We start from the raw sequence: 24,151 nt of genomic DNA, 5'->3' as shown, positions 1-24,151 counted from the left end.
ATGATTAGTCAAAATTCGTTGATTTTTATAGGTTGAAAAAATCATTTATCAAGACACATAAACTAGGGTAATTGGCATGAAATTTTCTAAGCAAGCATTATTGGGTACAACGGTATTGTTAGGCGGTAGCGTGTTGTTATATGCCACTATGCACCAAGTCTTGAACGCGCCTGCCAAACCTGCAGCCAATAGCCAACAAGTTATCGCTAAACCCACGACAGATAACCAATCTGCAATCAGCAACGAGCCACTCACTGCGGATGTCGCAACCGAAAAAAATTTACTGGCACAAAAACAAAAAGAACGGGAGCAACGGGTCGCTGCGCAAGAACAACAAGCCCAGCAATACATGACCGAGCAACAGCGGATTGAAGCCGAAGCTTTAGCGCGTAGCCGTGCTGAAAATCAACTGTATGCCAACAAAAATGCCGCCAATACCAATTCGGTGATTGCCAGCTCAGTGACCGCGATTACCCAACCTGTGGTAAAGCCCCGACCCGTTGACACGGTCGCAGCGCCACCACAAAAGCAAGCTGCAGTACCCAATAGCGTACAAAATACCGCACAGACCCAAAGCGCTGCGAAAACCCAAAGCACCACGCAAATCGTAGCTACGCCAAAGCCCACAGTGACAGCACCCGTCGTCGCACAGCCGCAGCCCGTGGCAAAAACCATCCCTAACAATCCTGGCACCTATCAAGTCAAGGTAGGCGAGGGATTGATAGGGCTGTCACGTCGCTACAATGTGCCAGTCGACGTATTGGCAAGCGTCAATAATCTTAATACCACCAGCAGCTTACGTGTCGGGCAAACTATCACCATCCCGACTGCGGCACAAGTCAACCGTATTACCCAACAAACTCAAGCGCGAGAGCAACAACGTCAAAATGAGATTGCTCGCAAAAAGCAAGAAGCTGAACAAAAAAAGCAACAGGCGCTACTGCAGCAGCAGCAAGAAGTCGCCCGTAAAAAACAAGAAGCCCAGTTAAAAGAGCAAAAACGTCAACAAGAAATCGCCCAAAAAAAATTAGAAGCTCAGCAACAAGCCCAGAAAAAACAAGCATTCCAAGCGGCACAAGACAATTTAAGGCAGGCGCGTCAAACGGTAAAAGAAACCGATGTTAAAGGTACGTTTGGGGTACAAGTTGCATTGGCAACCGACCAAAAAAAAGCCAGTGAAATCACCCAAAAATTACAAGCGGCAGGCTATAAAGTCAAAACCACCCAAACGAGTAAAGGGGTACGTATCGTCGTAGGTCCAGAAAAAGGCAAAGTCGCTGCCTTGGCGCTCAAAGACAAGCTTAATAACGATAGCCGTGTGGATGTCAATAGTGGCTGGGTGCTTTACTGGTAAGCCTATTTGACCTTTTAAAGCCAAACTATCCAATTAATGCCAAACCATCCAAATAATGCGACATTTTGTGTCGTATTATTTATTTACGCGCTTGTGAAAATCACCCAATACAGGAATAATGCTGCCTTGTGGTAGTTATCCTGTTAATAAAAGTGTGTGGTTAGTGTGACAATTTTTTTAGTGTTAGCGTTTGTGTTGTTTATCCTGTTAGTGTTTGCATTTCGCAGTAGTGGTAGTAGCCGTGAAGAGGTTATTAAGCCGGTTCGCGGAGATGAATTAGCGGTATGGCCGTTTGAGCCGATGCCAATCATGACGCCGACCGAAGTGATATTTTTTAATCGCTTGCAGCAAGCCGTGCCTGAGCTGATTATTTTTGGGCAAGTACAGCTATCGCGTATTATCATGCCCAATGACGATGACGATACTGACCAAGGCTTTTGGTTTAATCGTATTTGCCGTATGAGTGTTGACTATGTGCTGGTCGATCAAGACAAGCAAACCGTACTATTGGCAATTGAATTAGACGACTGGACGCACAACACTCGCCGCCGTCAGCAGCAAGATGAAAAAAAAGACAAAGCGCTGTTGAGCGCAGGCATTTCGATATTACGAATCGATGGGGAAGCTATGCCGGATGCTGCGCTTTTACGCCGCAAAATCTTAGCGGTGCTACGTTAAGATTAAAATCGCAAAAAACTGTAGAAAGTGTTGCATTCAAAAAAAAACTCGCTATAATACTCAAACTCAACATAGGCGATTAGTTCAATTGGTAGAGCGTCGGTCTCCAAAACCGAATGTTGGGGGTTCGAGTCCCTCATCGCCTGCCACATTTTAGTTAGGTAAGCGTGTACGCTGTATTCTAATAATAAAATACGTTTTAATGATAGACAGGGCAGCCTTATGAAACAAATGCTAGAGAACAAACTAGCAGAGCTCAATGGCAAAAGGATGTCTGGTGAAAAAGTGGTTGTCCACGAACCTGCTGCTATTGAGATTGCCAAACGACACTCCCCTAAAGATTTTGCCCTGTGGATTTTTGCTTTTGTCGCATTAATCAGCGCAACTTTAGTTAATCAATATTTACCCGCATATTGGCAACCCGCTAGCAGTTTATGGACGCGCGTAGCTGTTATTGCTGGACTAATCATTGCTGCATTATTGGCACTGGCATTGACCAACCAAGGCAGTGCTTTTAAGACACTGTTGCAAGATTCTCGCGTTGAATTACGCCGTGTGACTTGGCCGACCAAACAAGAAACCCTTGAATACACTTGGCAAGTTGCGGTAGTGGCTGGGATATTAGCCTTTATTGTGTGGTTATTAGATACCGTATTTAGCCAGTTGATTCAATACGTCATTGGTCAATAGCAAAAATTTAGCCAAACCCTTATATTTGACCCACATCTGTGGGTTTTTATCTATCTAGCAATATCAATATTTTACCTGCATTGCTCATATTTGGTATAGTAGGCGATGTGTTTAGCAATGAATTAGAGGAAGATTATCCATGCGTTGGTATATCGTACAAGCATTTTCAGGCTTTGAAAAACAAGTGCAGCGTTCATTGATTGAACGTATCAATCGCAGCGAATACAAAGAATCGTTTGGTCAAGTACTTGTCCCAACCGAAGAAGTTATCGAAATGCGGGATGGCAAAAAACGCAAATCTGAGCGTAAATTCTTCCCAGGTTATGTATTGATTGAAATGGATATGAACGACAACACATGGCACTTAGTTAAAGACTGTCCACGTGTGATGGGTTTTATTGGCGGTACGCCAGAAAATCCTGCGCCGATTACCCCAAAAGAAGCCGATACTATTTTAAATCGTTTAAATACCAACGAAAATAAACCACGTCCAAAAACCTTATTTGAGCCAGGTGAAGAAGTGTTGGTCATCGATGGTCCGTTTACCGAGTTTAGAGGCTTGGTGGAAAAAGTGGATTACGAAAAATCACGCTTACAGTTAACCGTCAATGTCTTTAACCGTCCAACACCGGTTGAGCTAGAATTTAAGCAAGTAGAAAAAATTAACTAATTTCTGATAGGTTTGCTTTTTCAGGGTTTTTTGACCCTAAAATTGTAACTAAGTGCCAAATTTAGCAATTTTTGCTTTACCTAAGTAAAAATTCGCTTATAATATGGCACTTTATTTTTTCTGTTGTCTGCAAGATTGACAATATCACCCGGGGAGCCAGATAGCCATTCGATGAATGGGAGTCTAGCGCTATTACCCATAACAGGAGTCTATCATGGCTAAAAAGATTGATGGTTACATCAAACTACAAGTGCCAGCTGGTAAAGCTAATCCATCACCACCTATCGGTCCAGCATTGGGTCAAAAAGGTGTGAACATCATGGCATTCTGTAAAGAGTTCAACGCAGCTACTTCTAGCATGGAACCAGGTCTACCTGTTCCCGTTGAAATCACTGTTTACAACGATAAATCGTTCACCTTTATTATGAAGTCACCACCAGCAGCGTTTTTAATTCGCAAAGCTGCAGGTGCTGCTAAAGGTTCAGGCGTACCGAACAAAACTAAAGTAGGTAAAGTTGACCGTGCACAGTTAGAAGAAATTGCTAACACTAAAAATGCTGACTTAACTGCTGCTGACTTAGAAGCTGCGGTTCGCACATTGGCGGGTACTGCTCGCTCAATGGGTATTGACGTGGAGGGCGTGTAAATGGCTAAATTAACTAAACGTCAAAAAGCAATCGCTGAAAGCTATGATGCGAACAAACAATACACATTGACTGAAGCGGTGGAAATCCTAAATAAATTACCACCTGCAAAATTCAAAGAGTCAATCGATATTGCTATCAATCTAGGCGTTGACCCACGTAAATCTGACCAAGTGGTTCGTGGTGCTACCAACCTACCTGCAGGTACTGGTAAAACCAAACGCGTTGCCGTATTTGCCCAAGGTGCAGCAGCGGATGCCGCAAAAGAAGCGGGTGCTGATATCGTAGGTTTTGAAGACCTAGCAGAAAGCATCAAAGCGGGCAACATGGACTTTGATGTTGTGATTGCGTCGCCTGATGCAATGCGCGTTGTCGGTCAATTAGGTACAATTTTAGGTCCACGTGGTTTAATGCCAAACCCTAAAGTAGGTACAGTTACCCCTAACGTTGCTGAAGCGGTTAAAAACACCAAAGCCGGTCAGGCAACTTACCGTGTTGATAAAGCGGGTATTATCCATACCACGATTGGTCAAGTAGGCTTTAGCGCTGAACAAATCGAGCAAAATGCGTCTGCATTAATCGCTGATTTGAAAAAAGCAAAACCTGCGACCTCAAAAGGTATTTATATCAAAAAAATCACCTTATCAAGCACGATGGGTCCTGGCATCAACTTAGATGCAGTTCCTTATCGTAATGCCTAAGCTATCACGCTTAATGGTAGATTTTTAACATATTTTAAATTTAGTTCAGCACAAACGGGTTGTGCTGTCTAAGACCGTAGGTTCTATTGGTTTAATCATCATTAAATCATAAATAGTTTAATTGTGAAAGTTTTTCACAGCCTACGCAGACGGGATGGCAGTTTAATTTATCATTGACTGCCACCGTATCGGAGTGATAATAAGTTGTACTTTAACTTATTATATTAACTAGGTTTATTGGTGCCCCAAGTTAATCATAACTAGGTAACTGATAATATGGAGACAACCCATGGCATTAAATCTTCAAGACAAACAAGCGATTGTTGCTGAAGTAAGTGAATCTGCCAAAGGTGCCCTTTCTGCTGTTGTTGCCGATGCTCGTGGCGTGACAGTAGGTAAAATGACCCAACTGCGTAAAGAAGCTCGTGCAGCGGGTGTTGATATGCGTATCGTGCGTAATACTTTATTACGTCGTGCTTTAGAAGACACTAACTACACTGTGTTAAATGACGTATTTGTAGGTCCAACACTTATCGCATTCTCAACTGAACATCCAGGTGCTGCGGCACGTTTGTTCAAAGAATTTGCTAAAACAAACGATAAGTTTGAAATTAAAGGTGCAGCTTTTGAAGGCGAGTTTATCGCTGCTAAAGATATCGATCGTTTAGCAAGCTTACCAACTTACGACGAAGCGATTGCGCGCTTAATGGGTACGATGAAAGAAGCCGCTGCAGGCAAATTTGTTCGTACTTTGGCAGCATTACGCGACAAAATGCAAGGCGAAGGCGAAGCCGCTTAATTTATTTAAGCAAACTTAGCTATGCTTAGCATTTTTTAAACAAAATTCACTTATTTAGGAATACACATCATGGCATTAACTAACCAAGAAATTCTTGATGCAATCGCTGAAAAATCAGTAATGGAAATTGTAGATCTTATCTCTGCAATGGAAGAAAAATTTGGCGTATCAGCCGCTGCACTAGCAGCAGCACCTGCAGCAGCTGGTGATGCACCTGCAGCAGAAGAAAAAGACGACTTCAACGTCGTATTAACTGGCGCTGGCGACAAGAAAGTAGCTGTTATTAAAGCAGTTCGCGAAATCACTGGCTTGGGCTTAAAAGAAGCTAAAGACCTAGTTGAAGGCGCACCACAAACAGTTAAAGAAGGTGTAGCGAAAGCTGAAGCTGAAGAATTGAAGAAAAAATTAGAAGAAGCAGGCGCATCAGTAGAATTGAAATAATTCTCGCACTTAAGTTTTCTAAACTTCAAAAAGCTATTATTGCGCTTGCAATAATAGCTTTTTTTTATTATAATCATTCTCTTGACCTTTCGTGTCTGATTGAACATAAGATGGCACACGCACCAAGGACAGAATTGTTCCATGCAAGTTAGAAAGTCTGGTAATGCGTAAAAAAAACTTGAGCTAAATACCCCAAAGGTGTTTGGCTTTTTGTCGTCTCTACAGTTTTTGTTTATTCGATTTTATATTATAGCGTCGATTAGGTTATCCATCCTGTGATGATTAACTTATCCGCTGATTGAGCAAGGTTTTAAGATTTCCGTTAGGAAATTGGATGTAAGTTGGTGACTTAAGACTGTAAGAATTGGGTCATCAAATCTTTTAAAAATAGATTCCATCGTTAATAAATGCGCAAAAAACTTAATTTCCTAACAGGAAATGTGGTGATTTGTGGCTTAGTGCATAGCCGTATCAGTGCACTGAAGTATTGATAGATGGGTAGGCATTAACGCTTTGAATGTTTAAGGACTTTTAATGGCATACTCGTATACTGAAAAAAAACGCATTCGTAAAAGTTTTGCAAAGTTGCCCACCGTCATGGATGTGCCATACTTATTGGCCATCCAAGTTGACTCGTATGAGCAATTTTTGCAAGAAAATAAAAAGCCAAAAGGTCGGGAAAACATTGGTTTACAAGCCGCTTTCAATTCTATTTTCCCTATTGAAAGCCATACTGGCAATGCCGAGCTACAATTTGTTGAATACTATCTAGGTACACCAGAGTTTGATGTGCGCGAATGTATTTTACGTGGTTCAACCTATGCAGCGCCATTACGTGTCAAAATCCGTTTGGTCATCAAAGACAAAGATGTTAAAGACAAAGATGCTAAAGCGGCAGTTAAAGATATCCGTGAGCAAAGCGTCTATATGGGTGAAATCCCATTGATGACCGAAAACGGTACTTTTGTGATTAATGGTACTGAGCGTGTCATCGTATCGCAATTACACCGTTCACCAGGCGTATTCTTTGACCATGACAAAGGCAAATCACATTCAAGTGGTAAAGTGCTATATAACGCCCGTATTATTCCTTACCGTGGTTCATGGTTAGACTTTGAATTTGATGCCAAAGACTTGGTGTTTGCTCGTATTGACCGCCGCCGTAAATTATTGGCAACGGTGATTTTGCATGCCATTGGGATGAATACGCAACAAATTTTAGATGCGTTTTATGAAAAAACCCACGTCTATAAAGGTGATGAGCAATTTGAAATTGATCTTGTCACTGACCGTTTACGCGGTGAAATGGCGCAGTTTGAAATCGTTTCACCGGATGGTGAAGTAATTGTCGAACAGGGCAAACGTATCAACGCGCGCGCGATTCGTAAAATCGAACAAGCTGGTATGACTAAATTACCTGTGCCTGATGAATACCTGTATGAACGTATTTTGGCACAAGATATTGTCGTGGATGATGAAGTCATTGCACGCGCTAACCAATTGGTCGATCACGAAACCTTGGTCAAAATCAGCAATAACGGTATTAAAGAATTTGATATTTTATTCACTAACGATATCGATCATGGTTCATATATCGCCGATACACTGCGCGCGGATACCGCGATGAGCCGTGAAGAAGCGTTGATTGAAATCTACAAAGTGATGCGTCCAGGTGAGCCACCAACACTCGATACGGCTGAAAAACTGTTTGAATCGATGTTTTTTAACGCAGACCGCTATGACTTATCAAACGTCGGTCGCATGAAGTTCAACCGTCGTTTGGGCCGTGTCTATGAGCCGACCAATGACCCTGATGTGCAGCGTGAACGCAGTGTATTGACCAACGACGATATTATTGACGTATTAAAAATGTTGATTGAAATTCGTGATGGTCGTGGGGTGGTGGACGATATTGACCATTTAGGTAACCGCCGTGTCCGTTCAGTCGGTGAGATGACAGAAAATCAATTTCGCGTGGGTCTAGTCCGTGTTGAACGTGCGGTTAAAGAGCGTTTAAGCTCAGCTGAAACAGATAACTTATCGCCACAAGATTTAATCAACTCAAAACCTGTGGCAGCCGCCATTAAAGAGTTCTTTGGTTCATCACAATTGTCACAGTTTATGGACCAAAACAACCCACTGTCAGAAATCACCCATAAGCGTCGTGTTTCTGCATTAGGTCCAGGTGGTTTAACACGTGAGCGTGCAGGCTTTGAAGTCCGTGACGTACACCAAACCCATTATGGTCGTGTGTGTCCGATTGAAACCCCTGAGGGTCCAAACATCGGTCTAATCAACTCACTGGCCGTCTATGCTAAAACCAATGAATTTGGTTTCCTAGAAACACCGTATCGTAAAGTAGTCGACGGTAAAGTGACGGATGAAATCGAGTATTTATCAGCGATTGAAGAAGTAGGTACTGTGATTGCACAAGCGGATTCGCCGATTGATGAAAGCGGTCAATTGACAGAAGATTATGTCTCTGTGCGTAACTATGGTGAATTTGTACGTATGGCACCAGAGAAAGTGACCCACATGGACGTATCACCGCGTCAGGTTGTGTCTGTGGCAGCAAGTTTGATTCCATTCTTGGAACATGACGATGCCAACCGTGCTTTGATGGGTTCAAACATGCAGCGTCAAGCGGTACCCACTTTACGTTCTGACAAACCACTGGTTGGTACAGGTATGGAACGTCACGTTGCCCGTGACTCAGGTGTGTGTGTGACTGCCAAACGTGGCGGTGTCATTATGGACGTAGATGCGAGTCGTGTCGTTGTAAAAGTGAATGAAGATGAAATGCAAGCGGGCGAAGCGGGCATTGATATCTACAACTTAATCAAATACACCCGTTCAAACCAAAATACCTGTATTAACCAACGCATTATCGTGAACCAAGGTGATGTCATTGCGCGCGGGGATATCTTGGCAGATGGTCCATCAACCGATTTGGGTGAGTTGGCATTGGGTCAAAACATGCGTGTGGCGTTCATGCCTTGGAACGGTTACAACTTCGAAGACTCGATTTTGTTATCTGAGCGTGTGGTTAAAGAAGATCGTTTTACTACCATTCATATCCAAGAATTGACCTGTGTGGCGCGTGATACCAAATTGGGTACGGAAGAAATCACTGGCGATATTCCAAACGTGGGTGAAGCCGCCCTAGCTAATTTGGATGAAGCAGGTATTGTCTATATTGGTGCTGAAGTACAAGGTGGCGATATCTTAGTAGGTAAAGTGACACCAAAAGGTGAAACTCAGCTCACCCCTGAAGAAAAACTACTTCGTGCAATTTTTGGCGAAAAAGCCGCGGACGTTAAAGATACCTCGTTAAGGGTGCCTTCTTCAACCAAAGGTACGGTTATTGACGTACAAGTCTTTACCCGTGATGGTGTAGAAAAAGACAGCCGTGCGCAAGCTATCGAAAAAGCACAGCTTGATAGCTATCGTAAAGACTTAAAAGAAGAATTGCGTATCTTTGAAAACGCGGCACGCGGTCGCATTATCTCATTGCTTGACGGTCAAACTGTCAGTGGTGGCGCGGGTTTAAAATCAGGTACGGTGTTGAGTGAAGACTCAATGCAAGACATGTCACTTGAGACATTGCTTGATATTCAGCCAACCCAAGAAGATACCGCAGAGCGTTTATCACAAATTGGTGACTTTTTAACCGATAAACAAAAAGAAATCGATGAAAAATTCACTGAGAAAAAACGTAAATTAACGGCAGGTGATGACTTAACGCATGGCGTGCAAAAAATCGTCAAAGTGTACTTGGCAGTAAAACGTCGTATTCAGCCAGGTGACAAAATGGCAGGTCGTCATGGTAACAAAGGGGTGGTATCACGTATCATGCCGATTGAAGACATGCCATACGATGAAAACGGCAACCCAGTGGATGTGGTACTAAACCCACTCGGTGTACCATCGCGTATGAACGTCGGTCAGATTCTAGAAACTCACTTAGGTGGTGCAGCACGTGGTTTGGGTATCAAAATTGACGAGATGATCAAACAACAAGCGGCAGTTGCTGAGTTACGTGATTTCTTAGACAAAATCTATAACCAAATTGGCGGCGAACAAGTGGACTTAGGCAGTATCAGTGATGAAGAAATCATTACTATGTCAAAAAATCTACGTGCAGGCGTACCAATGGGTACCGCAGTATTTGATGGCGCTAAAGAACAGCAAATCAAAGGCTTGCTAGAATTAGCGGGTATGCCAACCTCAGGTCAGCAAGTATTGTTTGATGGCCGTACCGGTCAACAGTTTGATCGTCCGGTAACCGTAGGTTATATGTACATGCTCAAACTCAACCACTTGGTTGACGACAAAATGCACGCACGTTCAACGGGTTCTTACTCACTGGTTACCCAGCAGCCATTGGGTGGTAAAGCCCAGTTTGGTGGTCAGCGCTTCGGTGAGATGGAAGTGTGGGCGCTTGAAGCTTACGGTGCTGCTTATACATTGCAAGAGATGTTGACGGTGAAATCCGATGACGTTGAAGGTCGTACTCGCATGTACAAAAACATCGTCGATGGTGAACAGAACATGTCAGCTGGTATGCCAGAATCGTTTAACGTGTTGACCAAAGAGATTAAGTCATTGGGTATCAATATTGAGTTAAAAGATCATAGCAAAAGTAAAAACTAAGTCATGATTGTGAGTATGGCGGCTTTAAACGTCGCCATACTCAAACTCAATAGTTTACCTTTTTAATGACAAACGAATAAAAATTAACCTTAAATTGAAAGTCAATCTGTAGCGACTTTCAATTTAATCGATGGAGAAGCAGTTTGAAAGACTTATTAGACATCATGAAAAGCCCTGCCGACTCTGGTAACCAAGAGTTCGACAGCATTCAAATTTCTCTTGCCTCACCTGACACTATCAAATCTTGGTCGCATGGGGAAGTTAAAAAGCCTGAAACCATCAACTATCGTACTTTCAAACCAGAACGTGATGGTCTTTTTTGTGCCAAAATTTTTGGACCTGTTAAAGACTACGAATGCTTGTGTGGTAAATACAAACGCCGTAAATTCCAAGGCGTGATCTGTGAAAAATGTGGCGTTGAAGTGACCGCTGCCAAAGTACGCCGCGAGCGTATGGGTCACATTGAGCTAGCTAGCCCAGTCGCGCATATTTGGTTCTTAAAATCATTACCAAGCCGTATCGGTCTATTACTTGATATGACTTTGCGTGATATCGAGCGCGTACTGTATTTTGAAAGCTATGTAGTGACTGACGCAGGTTTAACTACCCTTGAAAAATATCAGTTGCTCGATGATGAAGATTACTTCAAAGCACTTGAAGAGTTTGGTGATGAATTCACTGCAAAAATGGGTGCTGAAGCCGTTCAAGACTTGCTGCGTGATATTGACGTGGATTTGGAAATCGACCAGTTACGTGAAGAAATTCCTAACACGGGCTCAGAAACCAAGCTTAAAAAAATGTCAAAACGCCTAAAATTGCTTGAGTCATTCCGTGATTCAAACAATAAGCCTGAGTGGATGGTAATGACCGTATTACCTGTATTGCCACCTGATTTGCGTCCATTGGTACCGCTTGAAGGGGGTCGTTTTGCCACTTCAGACTTGAATGATTTATATCGCCGCGTCATTAACCGTAACAACCGTTTAAAACGCTTGTTAGAGCTCAATGCGCCTGACATCATCGTTCGTAACGAAAAACGTATGTTACAAGAGTCAGTGGATGCGCTGCTTGACAACGGTCGCCGCGGTCGAGCTATTACAGGTAGCAACAAACGTCCTTTGAAATCTTTAGCTGACATGATTAAAGGTAAACAAGGTCGTTTCCGTCAAAACCTTCTTGGTAAACGTGTTGACTATTCAGGTCGTTCGGTCATTACCGTGGGTCCATACCTGCGTCTACACCAATGTGGCTTGCCTAAAAAAATGGCGCTTGAGCTGTTCAAACCTTTTACTTATGCCAAACTTTTACAAAATGGTATTGCGACCACTATCAAAGCCGCTAAGAAAATGGTTGAGCGTGAAGAACCGGCCGTGTGGGATATGCTTGCCAGCGTGATTCGTGAACACCCAGTGCTACTAAACCGTGCACCGACCCTCCATCGTTTGGGCTTACAAGCATTTGAGCCTGTACTGATTGAAGGTAAAGCGATTCAGCTACATCCCCTAGTTTGTAGCGCGTTCAACGCCGACTTTGATGGTGACCAAATGGCGGTACACGTACCGTTAACTTTGGAGGCCCAGCTTGAAGCCCGTGCCTTGATGATGTCAACCAACAACATCTTGTCACCTGCCAATGGTGAGCCAATCATCACGCCATCACAAGACGTTGTATTGGGGTTGTACTACATCAGCCGTTCGCATATCAATGCCAAAGGCGAAAACATGACTTTCTCAAACGTGAAAGAAGTGTATCGTGCGCTAGGTACCGGTGATTTAAGCGTCAATGCCAAAATTAAAGTACGTATTGAAGAAACCACGTATGACGAAGAAGGCAATGGCAATACCGTTACCAAAATGGTTGACACCGTTGCGGGTCGCTGTTTGATTTGGAATATCACCCCAAAAGGTATGAGCTTTGACGAAGTCAACAAAGAGATGACCAAGAAAAATATCGCTCGCCTTATCAATTCTTGCTACCGCAAAATGGGCGTGAAAGACAGCGTCATGTTTGCTGACCAATTGATGTATTTGGGCTTTGCCCAAGCAACATTGTCAGGTGTATCTATTGGTATGGAAGATATGCTCATTCCACCTACCAAAAACAAAATCATCGAAGCGGCGGATGCAGAAGTTCGTGAGATTGAAAGCCAGTTTGAACAAGGCTTCGTGACCGCGGGTGAACGTTATAACAAAGTCATTGATATTTGGTCACGTACCAATGACCAAATCGCCAAAGCGATGATGGATAACTTGTCACAAGATACCGTTGTCAACAGCCAAGGCGAAACGGAAAAAGAAAAATCGTTTAACTCGATTTATATCATGTCGGATTCAGGGGCGCGTGGTAGTGCCGCACAGATTCGTCAGTTGGCAGGTATGCGTGGTCTGATGGCAAAACCAGATGGCTCGATTATTGAAACCCCAATTAAAGCCAACTTCCGTGAAGGTTTAAGTGTTTTACAGTACTTTATCTCGACGCACGGTGCGCGTAAAGGTCTAGCGGATACGGCACTAAAAACCGCAAACTCAGGTTACTTAACCCGTCGCTTGGTTGACGTTGCGCAAGATTTGGTTATCACCCAGCCTGATTGTGGTACTGATAAAGGTATCTTGATGAAGCCACACATTGAGGGTGGTGAAATCATTGAACAATTGGCTGACCGTGTGCTGGGCCGAGTCACTGCTAAAGATGTGGTGTCAAATAAAACAGGCGAACTAGCTATTCCACTAGGTACCTTGCTTGATGAGCATTGGGTAAAAGTGCTTGATGAACATGGTATTGACGAAGTTTGGGTACGTTCTGTGATTACTTGTGAAGTGCCACATGGCGTCTGTTCACAATGTTATGGTCGTGACTTAGCACGTGGTCATCGCGTCAATATTGGTGAGTCTGTGGGTGTCATGGCAGCGCAATCAATCGGTGAGCCAGGTACCCAGCTAACCATGCGTACCTTCCACGTGGGTGGTGCCGCGAGTGCCGCCGCTGTGGAAAACAGCATTCAGGTTAATAAAGGCGGTACTGTTCGCTTCCAAAACTTGAAATCTGTTAGCCATGCCGACGGTCATTTGGTGGTAGTTTCTCGCTCTGCAGAAATTAGTATTACCGATGAATTGGGCCGTGAGCGTGAGCGCTATAAAGCACCGTATGGTTCGTCAATTCTAGTGGCTGATGGCACCGAAGTTACCCCAGGTCAAACCATTGGTAAATGGGATCCGCATACCCATCCAATTATTACCGAGGTATCAGGTACCGCACGCTTTAGCGAAATTACCGATGGCTTAACTGCCACCATGAAAATCGATGAAGCAACAGGTATGAGCTCATACGAAATCTTGGCAACCAAAGACCGCCCAAGCTCGGGTAAAGATTTACGTCCTGCGATTATCCTTGATACCAAAGAGGGTAAAGAAGTGGTGTACTTCTTACCACAGCAAACCATCATTCGTGTGCGTGAAGGCGATGAGGTAACAACAGGTTCGATTTTAGGTCGTGTACCACAAGAATCATCAGGTACCAAAGATATTACCGGTGGTCTACCACGTGTTGCTGACTTATTTGAAGCGCGTCGTCCAAAAGACCATGCGATTATGGCGGAAATGAGTGGTACAGTAAGCTTTGGTAAAGACACCAAAGGTAAAAACCGCTTTATCATCACCAATGATGATGGCGAAGTGCATGAAGAGTTGATTCCAAAATGGCGTCAAATCAACGTGTTTGAGGGTGAACGTGTTGAGCGTGGTGAGGTGATTGCCGATGGTCCACAAAATCCACACGATATTTTACGCTTAAAAGGTGAAACTGAGCTTGCCAACTACATCGTCAATGAAGTACAAGACGTTTACCGCTTACAAGGGGTAAAAATCAACGACAAGCATATTGAAGTGATTATTCGTCAGATGCTACGTAAAGTTGAAATTACCGATGGCGGCGACTCAAATCACTTTAAAGGCGACCAAGCTGAATACGCGGATATCGTAGCCACGAACAAAAAACTCGACGAAGAAAACAAATTCCCAGTCAAGTTTGACCGTTTATTACTTGGTATCACCAAGGCGTCATTGGCAACTGAAAGCTTTATTTCAGCGGCGTCATTCCAAGAGACAACGCGTGTATTGACGGCAGCAGCGGTTACTGGCAAGATTGATGACTTACGTGGTCTAAAAGAAAACGTGGTAGTCGGTCGTTTGGTACCATCAGGTACTGGTTTAGCTTACCATTCACAGCGTCTAGAGGGTGGTAAAACAACCGCGACAGAGTCTGGTGAAAACCAGTTAGAAGCGTTAGACACCTTGTTTGCCGAAACCATGGAACCTGCGTCAATGTCATTTGAAGACCAATTCGCTGAAGAGTTTAATAGCCAAGATGCAAAATAATCATTAATCAGTCATAAAAAGGTCAGTGCTTGCAACTGGCCTTTTTTTTCATCAAAATATCCGTATCAAATCTCTAAGGAAAAAATATGGCAGGTCGTGTTGCACGTTATCAAGCAGATAGAACCAATCAAAAAATGTATTTTTGCCGAATTTATTGTCAGCAAGCTGAACAGACTCCAAAGGGTCAGTTACAAGAGGCGCATATAGAGAGCGCGCTCATGCATTTGTACGGTGGGTATTTGGCATTTTTACAAGAAGTAGCGCGCTATTATAATTTAACTATGCCAAATCCGAGTCTGCAATCAATTAGTGATGCGTTGGAAGCTAAAACCCAAGTATCACCTGAAGTCATGCGGTTAAAGCAACTATTAGCTAATGATTATTTGGGTGATATCGAGAAAGCATGGCAGCAAATTATCTATAAACCTGTGCCACAAAATCTTGGAAATGAGAGTGATGAAAGCAATAAAAATGGCAAATTGCCGGTGATTGATGTTATGGCAAGTCCATCAAGTACCAATATTTCAGTCGATATGATTCGCCAATGGCGTGGCGATTTGGTGGATACCATTGATAGTTTGCGAGAAGGGATGATTGAGTTTTAATCGTTTAATCAATTTTGGTATTTATTACCTTGTTACTTATCACCTTAATACTTATCAAAGACCATAAAAAAGCTCGATAATTAATCGAGCTTTTCTATTAAGGTTTATTAACTAAGGTTTATTAACGACTCATTCGTTCAGTGGTTTATTGTTATTTAACTGCGCGTAGTTGATATTGTTACCCGTCGTGGGCATCGGCACGGATGCTTGCTCCTCAGGGCGTTTTCGGGTAACCGCTTGCGGGGGTTTACTATCATCACTGGTAATTTCATTGCCCTTGCTATCGACGCGTCTAGTCCCATTGTCAGTAAGTTCAATGGTTTCCTGCTCTTGTTTTTTGGATTTGGCGCGATTATTCACTGACACCCATTCTACAGGTTGACCTTTGAGCATTTTAGAGGTGAAATCCATCCAAATGGGTAGTGCCGCCACGCCACCAAATTCTTTTTTACCCATACCAATAGGTTGGTCAAAACCGACCCAAACTGTCGTCACCATTCTAGGGTGGATACCAGCAAACCACGCATCTTTGGCATCATTGGTAGTACCTGTCTTGCCACCTACATCTGAGCGACCTAACGCCCGTGCCTTAACCGCGGTACCGCGCTGGATGACATCACGTAAGATATTTGCCATTTGAAATGCCACGTTAGAAGATATAATACGCGGCGCTTGCTGCGCTGGAATATACTGAATAGGCATGGGTTTTAGCTTATCAGTGTCGGGACCTGCATCATATAATTGCGCTTCAAGCGACGCTTGGCGTGCTAGCATTTGCTGAGTGCTGGCTTCTAATGCCGCTTCTTCTTTGCTGAGTTTTTTCTTATCTTGTTTGTCTAAATTGTCTTGTTCTTTGGTTTTAGCCAGTGGGTTTGCATTGAATAAATCCGATTTTTCAGTCGCCTTATCGCCCGCTTCAGCGTCGCCACTCTGACCACTTAACAGGGCAGCTCGTTGTTCTTGGAATGTAGTTAGGTTGTCTTCATTGGTTTGCTGTAAATCATTGTTAAAGCATACCGCACAGGCTTGTTTTGGGTTGGCTTGGTATTGCAGCTTACCGCTGTAGTCAAAAATCTGCTGAATAAAATAAGGTTGAATACGGTGACCACCGTTGGCAAAGGTCGAATAGCCCGTCACCATCTGTAGAGGGGTTGCTTCACCAGAACCGAGTGCCAATGACAACGTGTTTGGCATGCGTTCTTTTTCCAACCCAAACTCATTGAGTAGCTCACGTGTATCAGAGATGCCTGCTGAACGTAGTACCCGAATCGATACTAGGTTGCGTGATAGGTATAAACCTTTACGCAGTGGAATCATCCCCAAATTGCGACCATCTGAGTTCTTGGGTTTCCATGAGCCGACGGTTAATGGATCATCAGATATCATGGTATCTGGGCTAAAGCCTTTTTCTAGGGCAGTGGTATAGACTAATGGCTTGATAGTTGAGCCTGGCTGGCGATAACCTTGAATCGCGCGGTTAAATTTACTTTTATTAAAATCAAAGCCACCAACGACCGCAAGTAACGCGCCAGTTTCTGGATTGACCGATACTAGGCTACCTTCAACCGCTGGAATTTGCACCAAGCTCCAGCTGGTGTTGTCAGCATTTGATGTGACATACACAATATCATGCAGATTGACGATGTTGTTGGAGATAAATGCTGAGTTGGGATTACGATAGTGCAGTGTCGCCCAGCGCATGTTTGACCAAGGCACTTTAATCTGAGTACCGTCTTTCATGACCGCATCAAAGCCATTGCCAGGATAGACTTTGGTGACTTCCACCGGATAAAAAGAATGGATAACTGGGAAATTGGCAAGCTTGCCAGGTTTTTCTTTATCTTTTGTATTAGCAGGGGCGCCACGCCAACCGTGGCGGCGATCATACGCAAATAAACCGCGTTTAATGGCGTTTTCTGCAATTTCTTGTGCTTCACTATTAATGGTAAGCTTCACACGCCAGCCCGAATTGATGACAGCTTCGCCATATTGTTCCACCAATGAGGCACGGGTCATTTCCGCCAAATACGGTAAGTTTTTATCAAGCTTTGCTTGGTATAGCCGCAGTCCGATGGGGGCGGCAACTGCTTCGTCGTGTTGCGCTTGGCTAATCGCGCCATTTTTAAGCATCTGACCCAAAATCCAGTTGCGCCGCTCTAACGCGCGCTCAGGGTTGGCAACAGGATTGTATTTGGATGGCGCTTTTGGCAGACCGGCAATCATTGCCATTTCAGCAATGGTTAGGTTATTTAATGATTTACTATAATATTGCTTAGCGGCGGCTTTAATCCCATACGCACCTTGACCCAAATAGATTTTATTAACGTATAAGGTCATGATGTCTTGTTTGGACAGCTTTTCTTCAATTTTACGGGCTAAAAATAACTCCGTTAATTTACGATTAAGGGTACGTTCAGAGGATAAAAAATAATTTTTGGCAACCTGCTGGGTAATCGTTGACCCACCTGTCTGGCTATCCTCGCTCACCGCTTCGGTCAGTGCGCGCCCAATGCCCTTAATACTGATACCACTGTGCTGAAAGAATGACGAATCTTCGGCTGCTAAAAAAGCATTCACCATATTTTTGGGAATTTGCTCATAACTCACTGGCAGAGACATATCATTACCGTATTGACCAATTAATTGGTTGTCCTCGGTATAGATTTGTAGTGGCATTGACAGCTTGGCTTTTTTAAGGTCATCTAAGCTTGGCAGGCTAGGTGATATATACATCGCCATACCATAAAAACCGATGGGGAAAGCTAATACCAAAATAAAAAGAAACGCTAAAATTGCAACCAAGAGATTGAGTAAAAATTTCATCCAAGTAAAGGTAGCAGCAGTCGACTGGGTCATAAAGTCATTAGCTCAAAGCAAAATAAAGCCCCATTATACCTAAAAAAATTTGAGTTCTGTGAAAAATCTATTTTGCTTTTATATTGTTTTAAACCAGCTAATAAATTAGTCCTAACTAAAGGTTGAATCTCTAAAGTTTCTAAAGTATTGTAGCGTAGTAAAAATCACGTTACCGAACTTAGTATACAAGGAACAAACTTGTGAGGTTATTTACAAAAAACAACAAGCTAGTCGTTGGGGTAGATATCACCACCACTGCGATAAAAATGGTTGAAATAACACGGCAGCAAGGTCTATTTCACTTAAGAAATTACGGCATTGAACCGTTACCCCGCGGTGCAGTTGTGGATAAAAATATTGTAGATATTGACGCGGTCAGTGACGCCCTCGCAAGATTATCCCGTGGTAGAAGCTTTTCTAGTAAACATATCGCGACAGCCGTATCAGGGTCTTCGGTTATTAGCAAAATTATCGAGATGGAAGCGGATTTTACAGAGCTTGAAAGAGAATCTCGTATCCGTCTGGATGCTGACCAATATATTCCCTATCCTTTATCAGAAGTTAATTTAGATTTTGAAGTGATAGGTCCTTCAGCCACGCCTGATATGTGTAAGGTATTGTTAGTTGCCTCTCGCACTGAAAACGTCGACCAACGTGTCGATGCGGGTGCTTTGGCGGGACTGGATACTAAAATTGTGGATGTAGAGGCTTACGCAGTTGAACGTGCCTTTCAATTAATGGTCGATAGCTTGCCAGGTCAACCTCAGCATGTAGCCCTCATTGATATCGGGCATAGCCAAACCACGTTTTATATTGCAAAGGACGGGGAGTTTGTATACAGCCGTGAACAGCTTTTTGGTGGCGCCCAGTTAACTGAAAGTATTCAAAGCCGTTATGGTTTGACATTCGAGGAGGCGATGATTAATAAGCGCACCTTGTCATTGCCAGATGATTACTATACGGATGTATTAATGCCATTTTTAGATGCCATTGTGCAGCAAATCACCCGCTCGTTGCAGTTTTATTTTTCATCAAGCCAAAATAGCCAAGTAGACTATATTTTGTTGGGTGGGGGTAGTGCCAGCATTGCGGGTCTAGCAAGCATGGTTGAACAAAAACTTGGTACTCGCACAGGTATTGCCAATGCATTTTCAAATATGACGATTAATAACCATATCAACACTGAATTACTGATTATGGACGCGCCAAGCTTAATAGCAGCTTGTGGCTTGGCGTTACGGAGTTTTGATTAATGGCAAAGATTAATTTACTTCCTTGGCGTCAAGAACTTCGTGAACGTAGAAACCGTGAGTTTATGACTTTAGTAGTTGCGGTATTGTTTTTATCGCTACTCGGTGCCTTTGCAGCATGGAGTTACTATAAAAATACCCTAGAAAACCAGCAGCTTGCTAATGAACGCATCAAACAAGAGAATGCTAATTTGGACAAGGCGTTAAAAGAAATTGAAACCCTTGAGCAGCAGCGTGATGATATCATTGCGCGTATGAAAGTGATTCAAGACTTGCAAGGTCGTCGCCCGGTTCCTGTTCGTATTTGGGACGATATTGCCAGAATTATCCCCGCACAAATGTATTTAACCAGCATGAAGCGAGAAGCTGATACCATCACCTTTACCGGTCAAGCCGACAACCCGAATGTGATTTCAACATTTATACGCAGTCTTGATGGGACGCAGTGGTTAGAAAAATCGGCTGTGGTCAGTATACAGCAGCCCAATGCAGTGGCTTATCAAGCCCCCAAACCCGCACCTGCTGCCGATAACATCAGCGCTAGCAGTACTAGCGCAACATTACCAGAAGCCAATTACGTGACTTTTGTGGTAACAACCATGGTTAAGCAAACCGATGTCGCCAGTGCCACCGCTGCTAGTGGCGTTGCGGCAAGTGCGAGTAAGGAGAAATAACGGTGAAATTAACCAATCCGCTAAAAAGACCGAAACTCGTCAAAAAACCCGTTCAAATTACCGCAAAAAAATCGTTTGATGTTAAAGCCTTTACCGAGAGCTTTAAATCACTAGACCAAAACAATTATGGTAGCTGGCCTGTGCCTGTTAAGGTTACCGTCTTGCTATTTATGGTCGCTGTTATCGCTTTTTTAACTTGGTTTTTACCGATTAGTACCAAACGTGAGGAAATTGCCGCTGCGGAAGCCGAGCAGCAAACCTTGCTCGATCAATATCGCCAAAAAGAATCCAAAGCACGTCATTTAAAAGAATATCAAGCGCAAGTATTAAAAATGCAGTCTGATTTTAAAGAACTGCTCAATCAATTACCCAAAGACACCCGTATTTCTGACCTAGTGGATGGGATAAATATGGTTGGTGTGGGCAGTAATATTAAATTTCAGGATATCAAAGTTGAGCCCGAAGTGTCCCAAGAGTTCTTTATTGAGCAGCCAATTCGTATTGCCGCTTTAGGAGATTATCACCAATTTGGGTCATTCATTAGTGGGCTTGCTAAATTACCTCGGATTATTACCCTGCATGACTTTGAAGTTGCCAACCCTAGTCCTAGCCTAGACAAGCTACCAGAAACCAATCTTGTTTTGAACGTTAAAACTTATCGTTCAAAAGAGCTAAATGAAGAAGAATTGAAAAAGGCACAAAAAGATAATCAAAAAAATGCCGCTGGGTCTGACAATAAGGAAGCAAATAATGGCAATAAATAAAAAACCGCTCACTATTTGCTTAGCGCTATTAGCCCTCTTATCTGGCTGTACCGACCGTGTCGGTTTGGCAGAGCAACAAATGCAGGACATCCGTAACCAGCCTGCGCAACCGGTAAAGCCACCACCGACACCTGAAGTGGTACAAGAGTTTAATTACAGCGCTTCACAGCTACGTAGCCCATTTATGCCGCCCAGTTTAATGTTGCAAGCCAATCAAGTACAGCAAATGCAAGGGGTCAGACCCGATGTGACCCGACTCAAAGAGCCGCTTGAACAATTTGAGTTGAATGAGCTTACCTATAAAGGTACGATGGTGTCATCATCTGGCGAGGTATATGGTCTTGTTCAACGCCCAGATGGCGGCATTGCCAGTGTCAAAGTGGGTAATTATATGGGTAAAAATGATGGGCGTATTGCAGAGATTACGCCAACCCAAATTAATTTAATTGAAATCATACCAGACAGTCGTGTCGGCTATGTCGAAAAACCAAACTCAATTGTTGCCGCAGTTAGTCAATAAAACAAAGGGATAACTCAATGAATTTTAATGCCTATCCATTTCGAACTTCAACGTCTAAGCTAGCGGTAGCGATGAGTGCGATGTTAGTATCTAGCAGCGTGTTTGCAGCTGATACCATTAGAAATATCTCGGTTACCACGCCGAGTGCTGTGCTAACAGAACTCAATATCGACTTTGCTAATAGTGCTGTGACGCCGACGGCTTATGAACTTGCCTCACCCACACGACTGGTGTTGGATTTTCCCAATGTGAATAATCAAATTTCATCACGGATGCAAACTTATAACAAAGGCTATGTCAACAATGTCACCACGCTGACCAATGACAGTATGACACGTATGATTATTGAGTTGTCAAATCAAGCGACCTATAGTACGCGTGTCGTCAATAATCGCCTCGTTGTCTCCATGCAGCCGAAGGGAAGCACCCCTGCAGTAACCACCGTAGCTACCAATCCAGCAATCGTTACACCGGTGGTGACTACCCCCGTCGTTGTGAGTCAGCCCGCAGTAGTAGCGCCTGCTTTGGTCGTGACTGAACCTGTGCCTGCCCCTGTGATTGTCACGCCGCCACCTGTGGTCGTGCAAACGCCGCCACCTGTTGCCGTCGTGACCCAGACACCAAAAGTCGCTCCACCCGCCAATACCATGGTAGTCAAAGTCAATCCTTTATTAAATCCTGCTGCCGCCGTTGTTCAACAATATAACTATGATGGTCTAGCGGCGATTAATTTTAATGGTACCTCGAACGGCGGCGGTAATGTTAGCATTAATTTGGTGAATGACAGCATCCCTGTAGATGTGCAGCGCATGGGTGATGAGTTAGTCATTCGTCTGACAGGCGCCACCATTCCAAGTCGCCTGCAAAAACAAATGACCGTAGGTAATGGCTTGGTGCGTGATGTTATCGCAACCAACCAAGGACGCAATGGCGTAATTCGTGTTGCCATGACAGGCGATTATGATTATAAAGCCTTTCAAACAGGTAATCAGCTAAATATCAATATCGATCCCCCCAAACGTCTGCGCGAGCCGACCCTTGAGGAGCGTACTTATAGCGGGACACCTTTATCCCTAGAGTTTCAAGATGTCAGCGTGCGGACGATTTTAGAAGTGTTGGCACAACATACCAATACCAATATTGTTGCCAGTGACAGTGTCAGTGGTAATATTACCTTGCGTCTGATTAACGTGCCTTGGGATCAAGCCTTAGATATTATCCTAAAAAGTAAAAATTTGGATAAACGGGTTAATGGTAATGTAATTTGGGTGGCACCCGCGGCAGAACTTGCGCAACAAGAAGCCGATGAGTTAAAAGCCCAACAACAGAAAAAAGTATTAGACCCACTGCGTACCGAATATATTCGACTCAACTATGCCAAGGCAGAAAATGTACGAACATTAATTGAAGCAGGCAGAGCAACATCCGATCGTTCGAGCGGTAGTACCTCACTGTTAACAGACAGAGGTACAGTCACAATCGATAGCAGAACCAATACTTTGATTGTTAAAGATACGGCTGAAACCATCAGCAATATCCGTGATTTGATTAGTAAAATCGATATCGCCGTCAAACAAGTCATGATTGAAGCCCGCATTGTGAGCGCGACAGACACCTTTAGTAAAGAACTTGGGGTGAAATGGGGTATTTTATCGCAAGGCGCGGCAAGTAATCGTAACCTGCTGGTGGGTGGTAATTTAAGTACCATTGATAGCCTTAAGACTTATACCACGGCTACGAATGCCGATGGTACTACCTATCCAGTCTATAGCGGTATCACTGCGGCTAATAACCTCAGTGTCAATTTGGGGGCAACCAACGCCGCAGGCTCGATTGCCTTTGGCTTGTTGAGCATTTCAGATTTACTATTAGATTTAGAATTGTCAGCCATGCAAGCCGATAACAAGGGTGAAGTCATATCCAGTCCAAAAGTGCTAACCGCCGACAAACAAACCGCCAGAATCATGTCAGGCACGCAAATCCCTTATCAAGAAGCCTCTGCCAGTGGGGCGACCTCAACGAGCTTTATCGAAGCGGCATTGAGTCTTGAAGTGACCCCTAATATTACCCCTGAAGGTCGTATTGGCATGGATTTGAGTATTGAAAATGGTTCACCAACTATCATCAATGGTGCGACAGCGGTTTCTAAAGATTCGATTAAAACCAATGTGGTCGTCGATGATGGTCAAACGGTTGTGCTCGGTGGCGTGTTTAAAAATACCTTAGGTAACGATGTGACTAAAATCCCTTTCTTAGGGGATTTACCTTATGTTGATCGCTTCTTTAAGCGCACCTCAAAAAGCAATAACAAGCAAGAATTATTGATTTTTGTGACCCCAAAATTGGTGAATGACACGGGCCGTGTTAATTAATTGACCACCCAACAGAGCTGTTTTATAACAAAATAGTGTTCTAGCACATTGCCACAAATCACAGTATAATGTTTTCAATATATTATAGAGTGATTTGTGGTTTTTTT

General features: G+C 43.5%; 17 protein-coding genes and 1 tRNA gene. 17 read left to right on the top strand and 1 reads right to left on the bottom strand.

Annotated elements, in window-relative coordinates; genetic code table 11:
* The first annotated feature begins 76 nt into the window (after positions 1-76).
* The 12 genes from RT064_RS07080 (at position 77) to RT064_RS07025 (ending at position 15,608) form a co-directional block, all read left to right on the top strand.
* The gene (locus RT064_RS07080) at positions 77-1,354 is read left to right on the top strand and encodes an SPOR and LysM peptidoglycan-binding domain-containing protein (RefSeq protein WP_313062616.1); all 1,278 of its coding nucleotides are present in this window, start codon (positions 77-79) and stop codon (positions 1,352-1,354) included.
* A 165-nt stretch (positions 1,355-1,519) separates the two neighbouring features.
* Complete coding sequence (locus RT064_RS07075; RefSeq protein ID WP_313062615.1) at positions 1,520-2,032, top strand: DUF2726 domain-containing protein; 513 nt, start codon at positions 1,520-1,522, stop codon at positions 2,030-2,032.
* Between the two features lie 73 nt (positions 2,033-2,105).
* Positions 2,106-2,181: transfer RNA gene (locus RT064_RS07070), tRNA-Trp, on the top strand.
* A gap of 73 nt (positions 2,182-2,254) precedes the next feature.
* Positions 2,255-2,722, top strand: a complete 468-nt coding sequence (gene secE, locus RT064_RS07065) for a preprotein translocase subunit SecE (RefSeq protein ID WP_138018876.1) — start codon at positions 2,255-2,257, stop codon at positions 2,720-2,722.
* Positions 2,723-2,861: 139 nt separating this feature from the next.
* Entirely contained in the window at positions 2,862-3,392 is a 531-nt protein-coding gene (nusG, locus tag RT064_RS07060) for a transcription termination/antitermination protein NusG (protein ID WP_007116399.1), read from the top strand.
* 214 nt (positions 3,393-3,606) lie between these two features.
* Positions 3,607-4,038: a 50S ribosomal protein L11 gene (rplK, locus tag RT064_RS07055; RefSeq protein ID WP_036597691.1), complete on the top strand. Its 432-nt coding sequence runs from the start codon at positions 3,607-3,609 to the stop codon at positions 4,036-4,038.
* Complete coding sequence (gene rplA / locus RT064_RS07050; protein WP_060996316.1) at positions 4,039-4,737, top strand: 50S ribosomal protein L1; 699 nt, start codon at positions 4,039-4,041, stop codon at positions 4,735-4,737.
* A 289-nt stretch (positions 4,738-5,026) separates the two neighbouring features.
* Positions 5,027-5,536 carry a 50S ribosomal protein L10 gene (gene rplJ / locus RT064_RS07045; protein WP_007116396.1) on the top strand — a complete coding sequence of 170 codons (510 nt, stop codon included), beginning with the start codon at positions 5,027-5,029 and terminating at the stop codon, positions 5,534-5,536.
* A gap of 69 nt (positions 5,537-5,605) precedes the next feature.
* Entirely contained in the window at positions 5,606-5,977 is a 372-nt protein-coding gene (gene rplL, locus RT064_RS07040) for a 50S ribosomal protein L7/L12 (RefSeq protein WP_036597696.1), read from the top strand.
* A gap of 534 nt (positions 5,978-6,511) precedes the next feature.
* Positions 6,512-10,630, top strand: coding sequence for a DNA-directed RNA polymerase subunit beta (rpoB, locus tag RT064_RS07035; protein WP_313062614.1), 4,119 nt, complete (start codon positions 6,512-6,514; stop codon positions 10,628-10,630).
* Positions 10,631-10,773: 143 nt separating this feature from the next.
* Positions 10,774-15,003 (top strand): DNA-directed RNA polymerase subunit beta', encoded by a 4,230-nt coding sequence (gene rpoC / locus RT064_RS07030; protein WP_313062613.1) that lies wholly within the window; start codon positions 10,774-10,776, stop codon positions 15,001-15,003.
* 86 nt (positions 15,004-15,089) lie between these two features.
* On the top strand, positions 15,090-15,608 hold the full coding sequence (locus RT064_RS07025; RefSeq protein ID WP_313062612.1) for a DUF6586 family protein: 519 nt from the start codon (positions 15,090-15,092) through the stop codon (positions 15,606-15,608).
* Positions 15,609-15,737: 129 nt separating this feature from the next.
* On the opposite strand, the gene RT064_RS07020 is transcribed toward RT064_RS07025, so the two are convergent.
* Positions 15,738-18,464, bottom strand: a complete 2,727-nt coding sequence (locus RT064_RS07020; protein ID WP_313062611.1) for a penicillin-binding protein 1A — start codon at positions 18,462-18,464, stop codon at positions 15,738-15,740.
* Positions 18,465-18,664: 200 nt separating this feature from the next.
* Between RT064_RS07020 and RT064_RS07015 the strand changes: the two genes are divergently transcribed.
* Genes RT064_RS07015 through pilQ form a run of 5 tightly spaced genes read left to right on the top strand, consistent with a single transcriptional unit; the run spans position 18,665 to position 24,044 of the window.
* Positions 18,665-19,717 carry a pilus assembly protein PilM gene (locus tag RT064_RS07015; protein ID WP_313062610.1) on the top strand — a complete coding sequence of 351 codons (1,053 nt, stop codon included), beginning with the start codon at positions 18,665-18,667 and terminating at the stop codon, positions 19,715-19,717.
* Positions 19,717-20,388 (top strand): PilN domain-containing protein, encoded by a 672-nt coding sequence (locus RT064_RS07010; protein ID WP_313062609.1) that lies wholly within the window; start codon positions 19,717-19,719, stop codon positions 20,386-20,388. The genes RT064_RS07015 and RT064_RS07010 overlap by 1 nt, the downstream gene beginning before the upstream one ends.
* A gap of 2 nt (positions 20,389-20,390) precedes the next feature.
* A complete protein-coding gene (locus RT064_RS07005) occupies positions 20,391-21,152 on the top strand; it encodes a type IV pilus inner membrane component PilO (protein ID WP_409519540.1) in 762 nt (253 codons plus the stop codon).
* Positions 21,139-21,672: a pilus assembly protein PilP gene (locus RT064_RS07000; protein WP_313062608.1), complete on the top strand. Its 534-nt coding sequence runs from the start codon at positions 21,139-21,141 to the stop codon at positions 21,670-21,672. Before RT064_RS07005 ends, RT064_RS07000 begins: the two co-directional genes overlap by 14 nt.
* 17 nt (positions 21,673-21,689) lie before the next feature.
* Positions 21,690-24,044 carry a type IV pilus secretin PilQ gene (gene pilQ, locus RT064_RS06995; RefSeq protein ID WP_313062607.1) on the top strand — a complete coding sequence of 785 codons (2,355 nt, stop codon included), beginning with the start codon at positions 21,690-21,692 and terminating at the stop codon, positions 24,042-24,044.
* Positions 24,045-24,151: the final 107 nt, after the last annotated feature.

It is taken from the genome of Moraxella sp. CTOTU49097 (assembly GCF_032064105.1).
In the GTDB taxonomy this organism is placed as follows: domain Bacteria; phylum Pseudomonadota; class Gammaproteobacteria; order Pseudomonadales; family Moraxellaceae; genus Faucicola; species Faucicola osloensis_B.
This window is presented reverse-complemented; position numbering and strand designations above follow the sequence as displayed.

Excerpts from the sequence above, each read along its gene's own strand:
- RT064_RS07080 (WP_313062616.1), top strand. The coding sequence starts at position 77 with ATGAAATTTTCTAAGCAAGCATTATTGGGTACAACGGTATTGTTAGGC.
- secE (WP_138018876.1), top strand. The coding sequence starts at position 2,255 with ATGAAACAAATGCTAGAGAACAAACTAGCAGAGCTCAATGGCAAAAGG.
- nusG (WP_007116399.1), top strand. The coding sequence starts at position 2,862 with ATGCGTTGGTATATCGTACAAGCATTTTCAGGCTTTGAAAAACAAGTG.
- rplK (WP_036597691.1), top strand. The coding sequence starts at position 3,607 with ATGGCTAAAAAGATTGATGGTTACATCAAACTACAAGTGCCAGCTGGT.
- rplA (WP_060996316.1), top strand. The coding sequence starts at position 4,039 with ATGGCTAAATTAACTAAACGTCAAAAAGCAATCGCTGAAAGCTATGAT.
- rplJ (WP_007116396.1), top strand. The coding sequence starts at position 5,027 with ATGGCATTAAATCTTCAAGACAAACAAGCGATTGTTGCTGAAGTAAGT.
- rplL (WP_036597696.1), top strand. The coding sequence starts at position 5,606 with ATGGCATTAACTAACCAAGAAATTCTTGATGCAATCGCTGAAAAATCA.
- rpoB (WP_313062614.1), top strand. The coding sequence starts at position 6,512 with ATGGCATACTCGTATACTGAAAAAAAACGCATTCGTAAAAGTTTTGCA.
- RT064_RS07025 (WP_313062612.1), top strand. The coding sequence starts at position 15,090 with ATGGCAGGTCGTGTTGCACGTTATCAAGCAGATAGAACCAATCAAAAA.
- RT064_RS07020 (WP_313062611.1), bottom strand. The coding sequence starts at position 18,464 with ATGACCCAGTCGACTGCTGCTACCTTTACTTGGATGAAATTTTTACTC.
- RT064_RS07010 (WP_313062609.1), top strand. The coding sequence starts at position 19,717 with ATGGCAAAGATTAATTTACTTCCTTGGCGTCAAGAACTTCGTGAACGT.
- RT064_RS07000 (WP_313062608.1), top strand. The coding sequence starts at position 21,139 with ATGGCAATAAATAAAAAACCGCTCACTATTTGCTTAGCGCTATTAGCC.
- pilQ (WP_313062607.1), top strand. The coding sequence starts at position 21,690 with ATGAATTTTAATGCCTATCCATTTCGAACTTCAACGTCTAAGCTAGCG.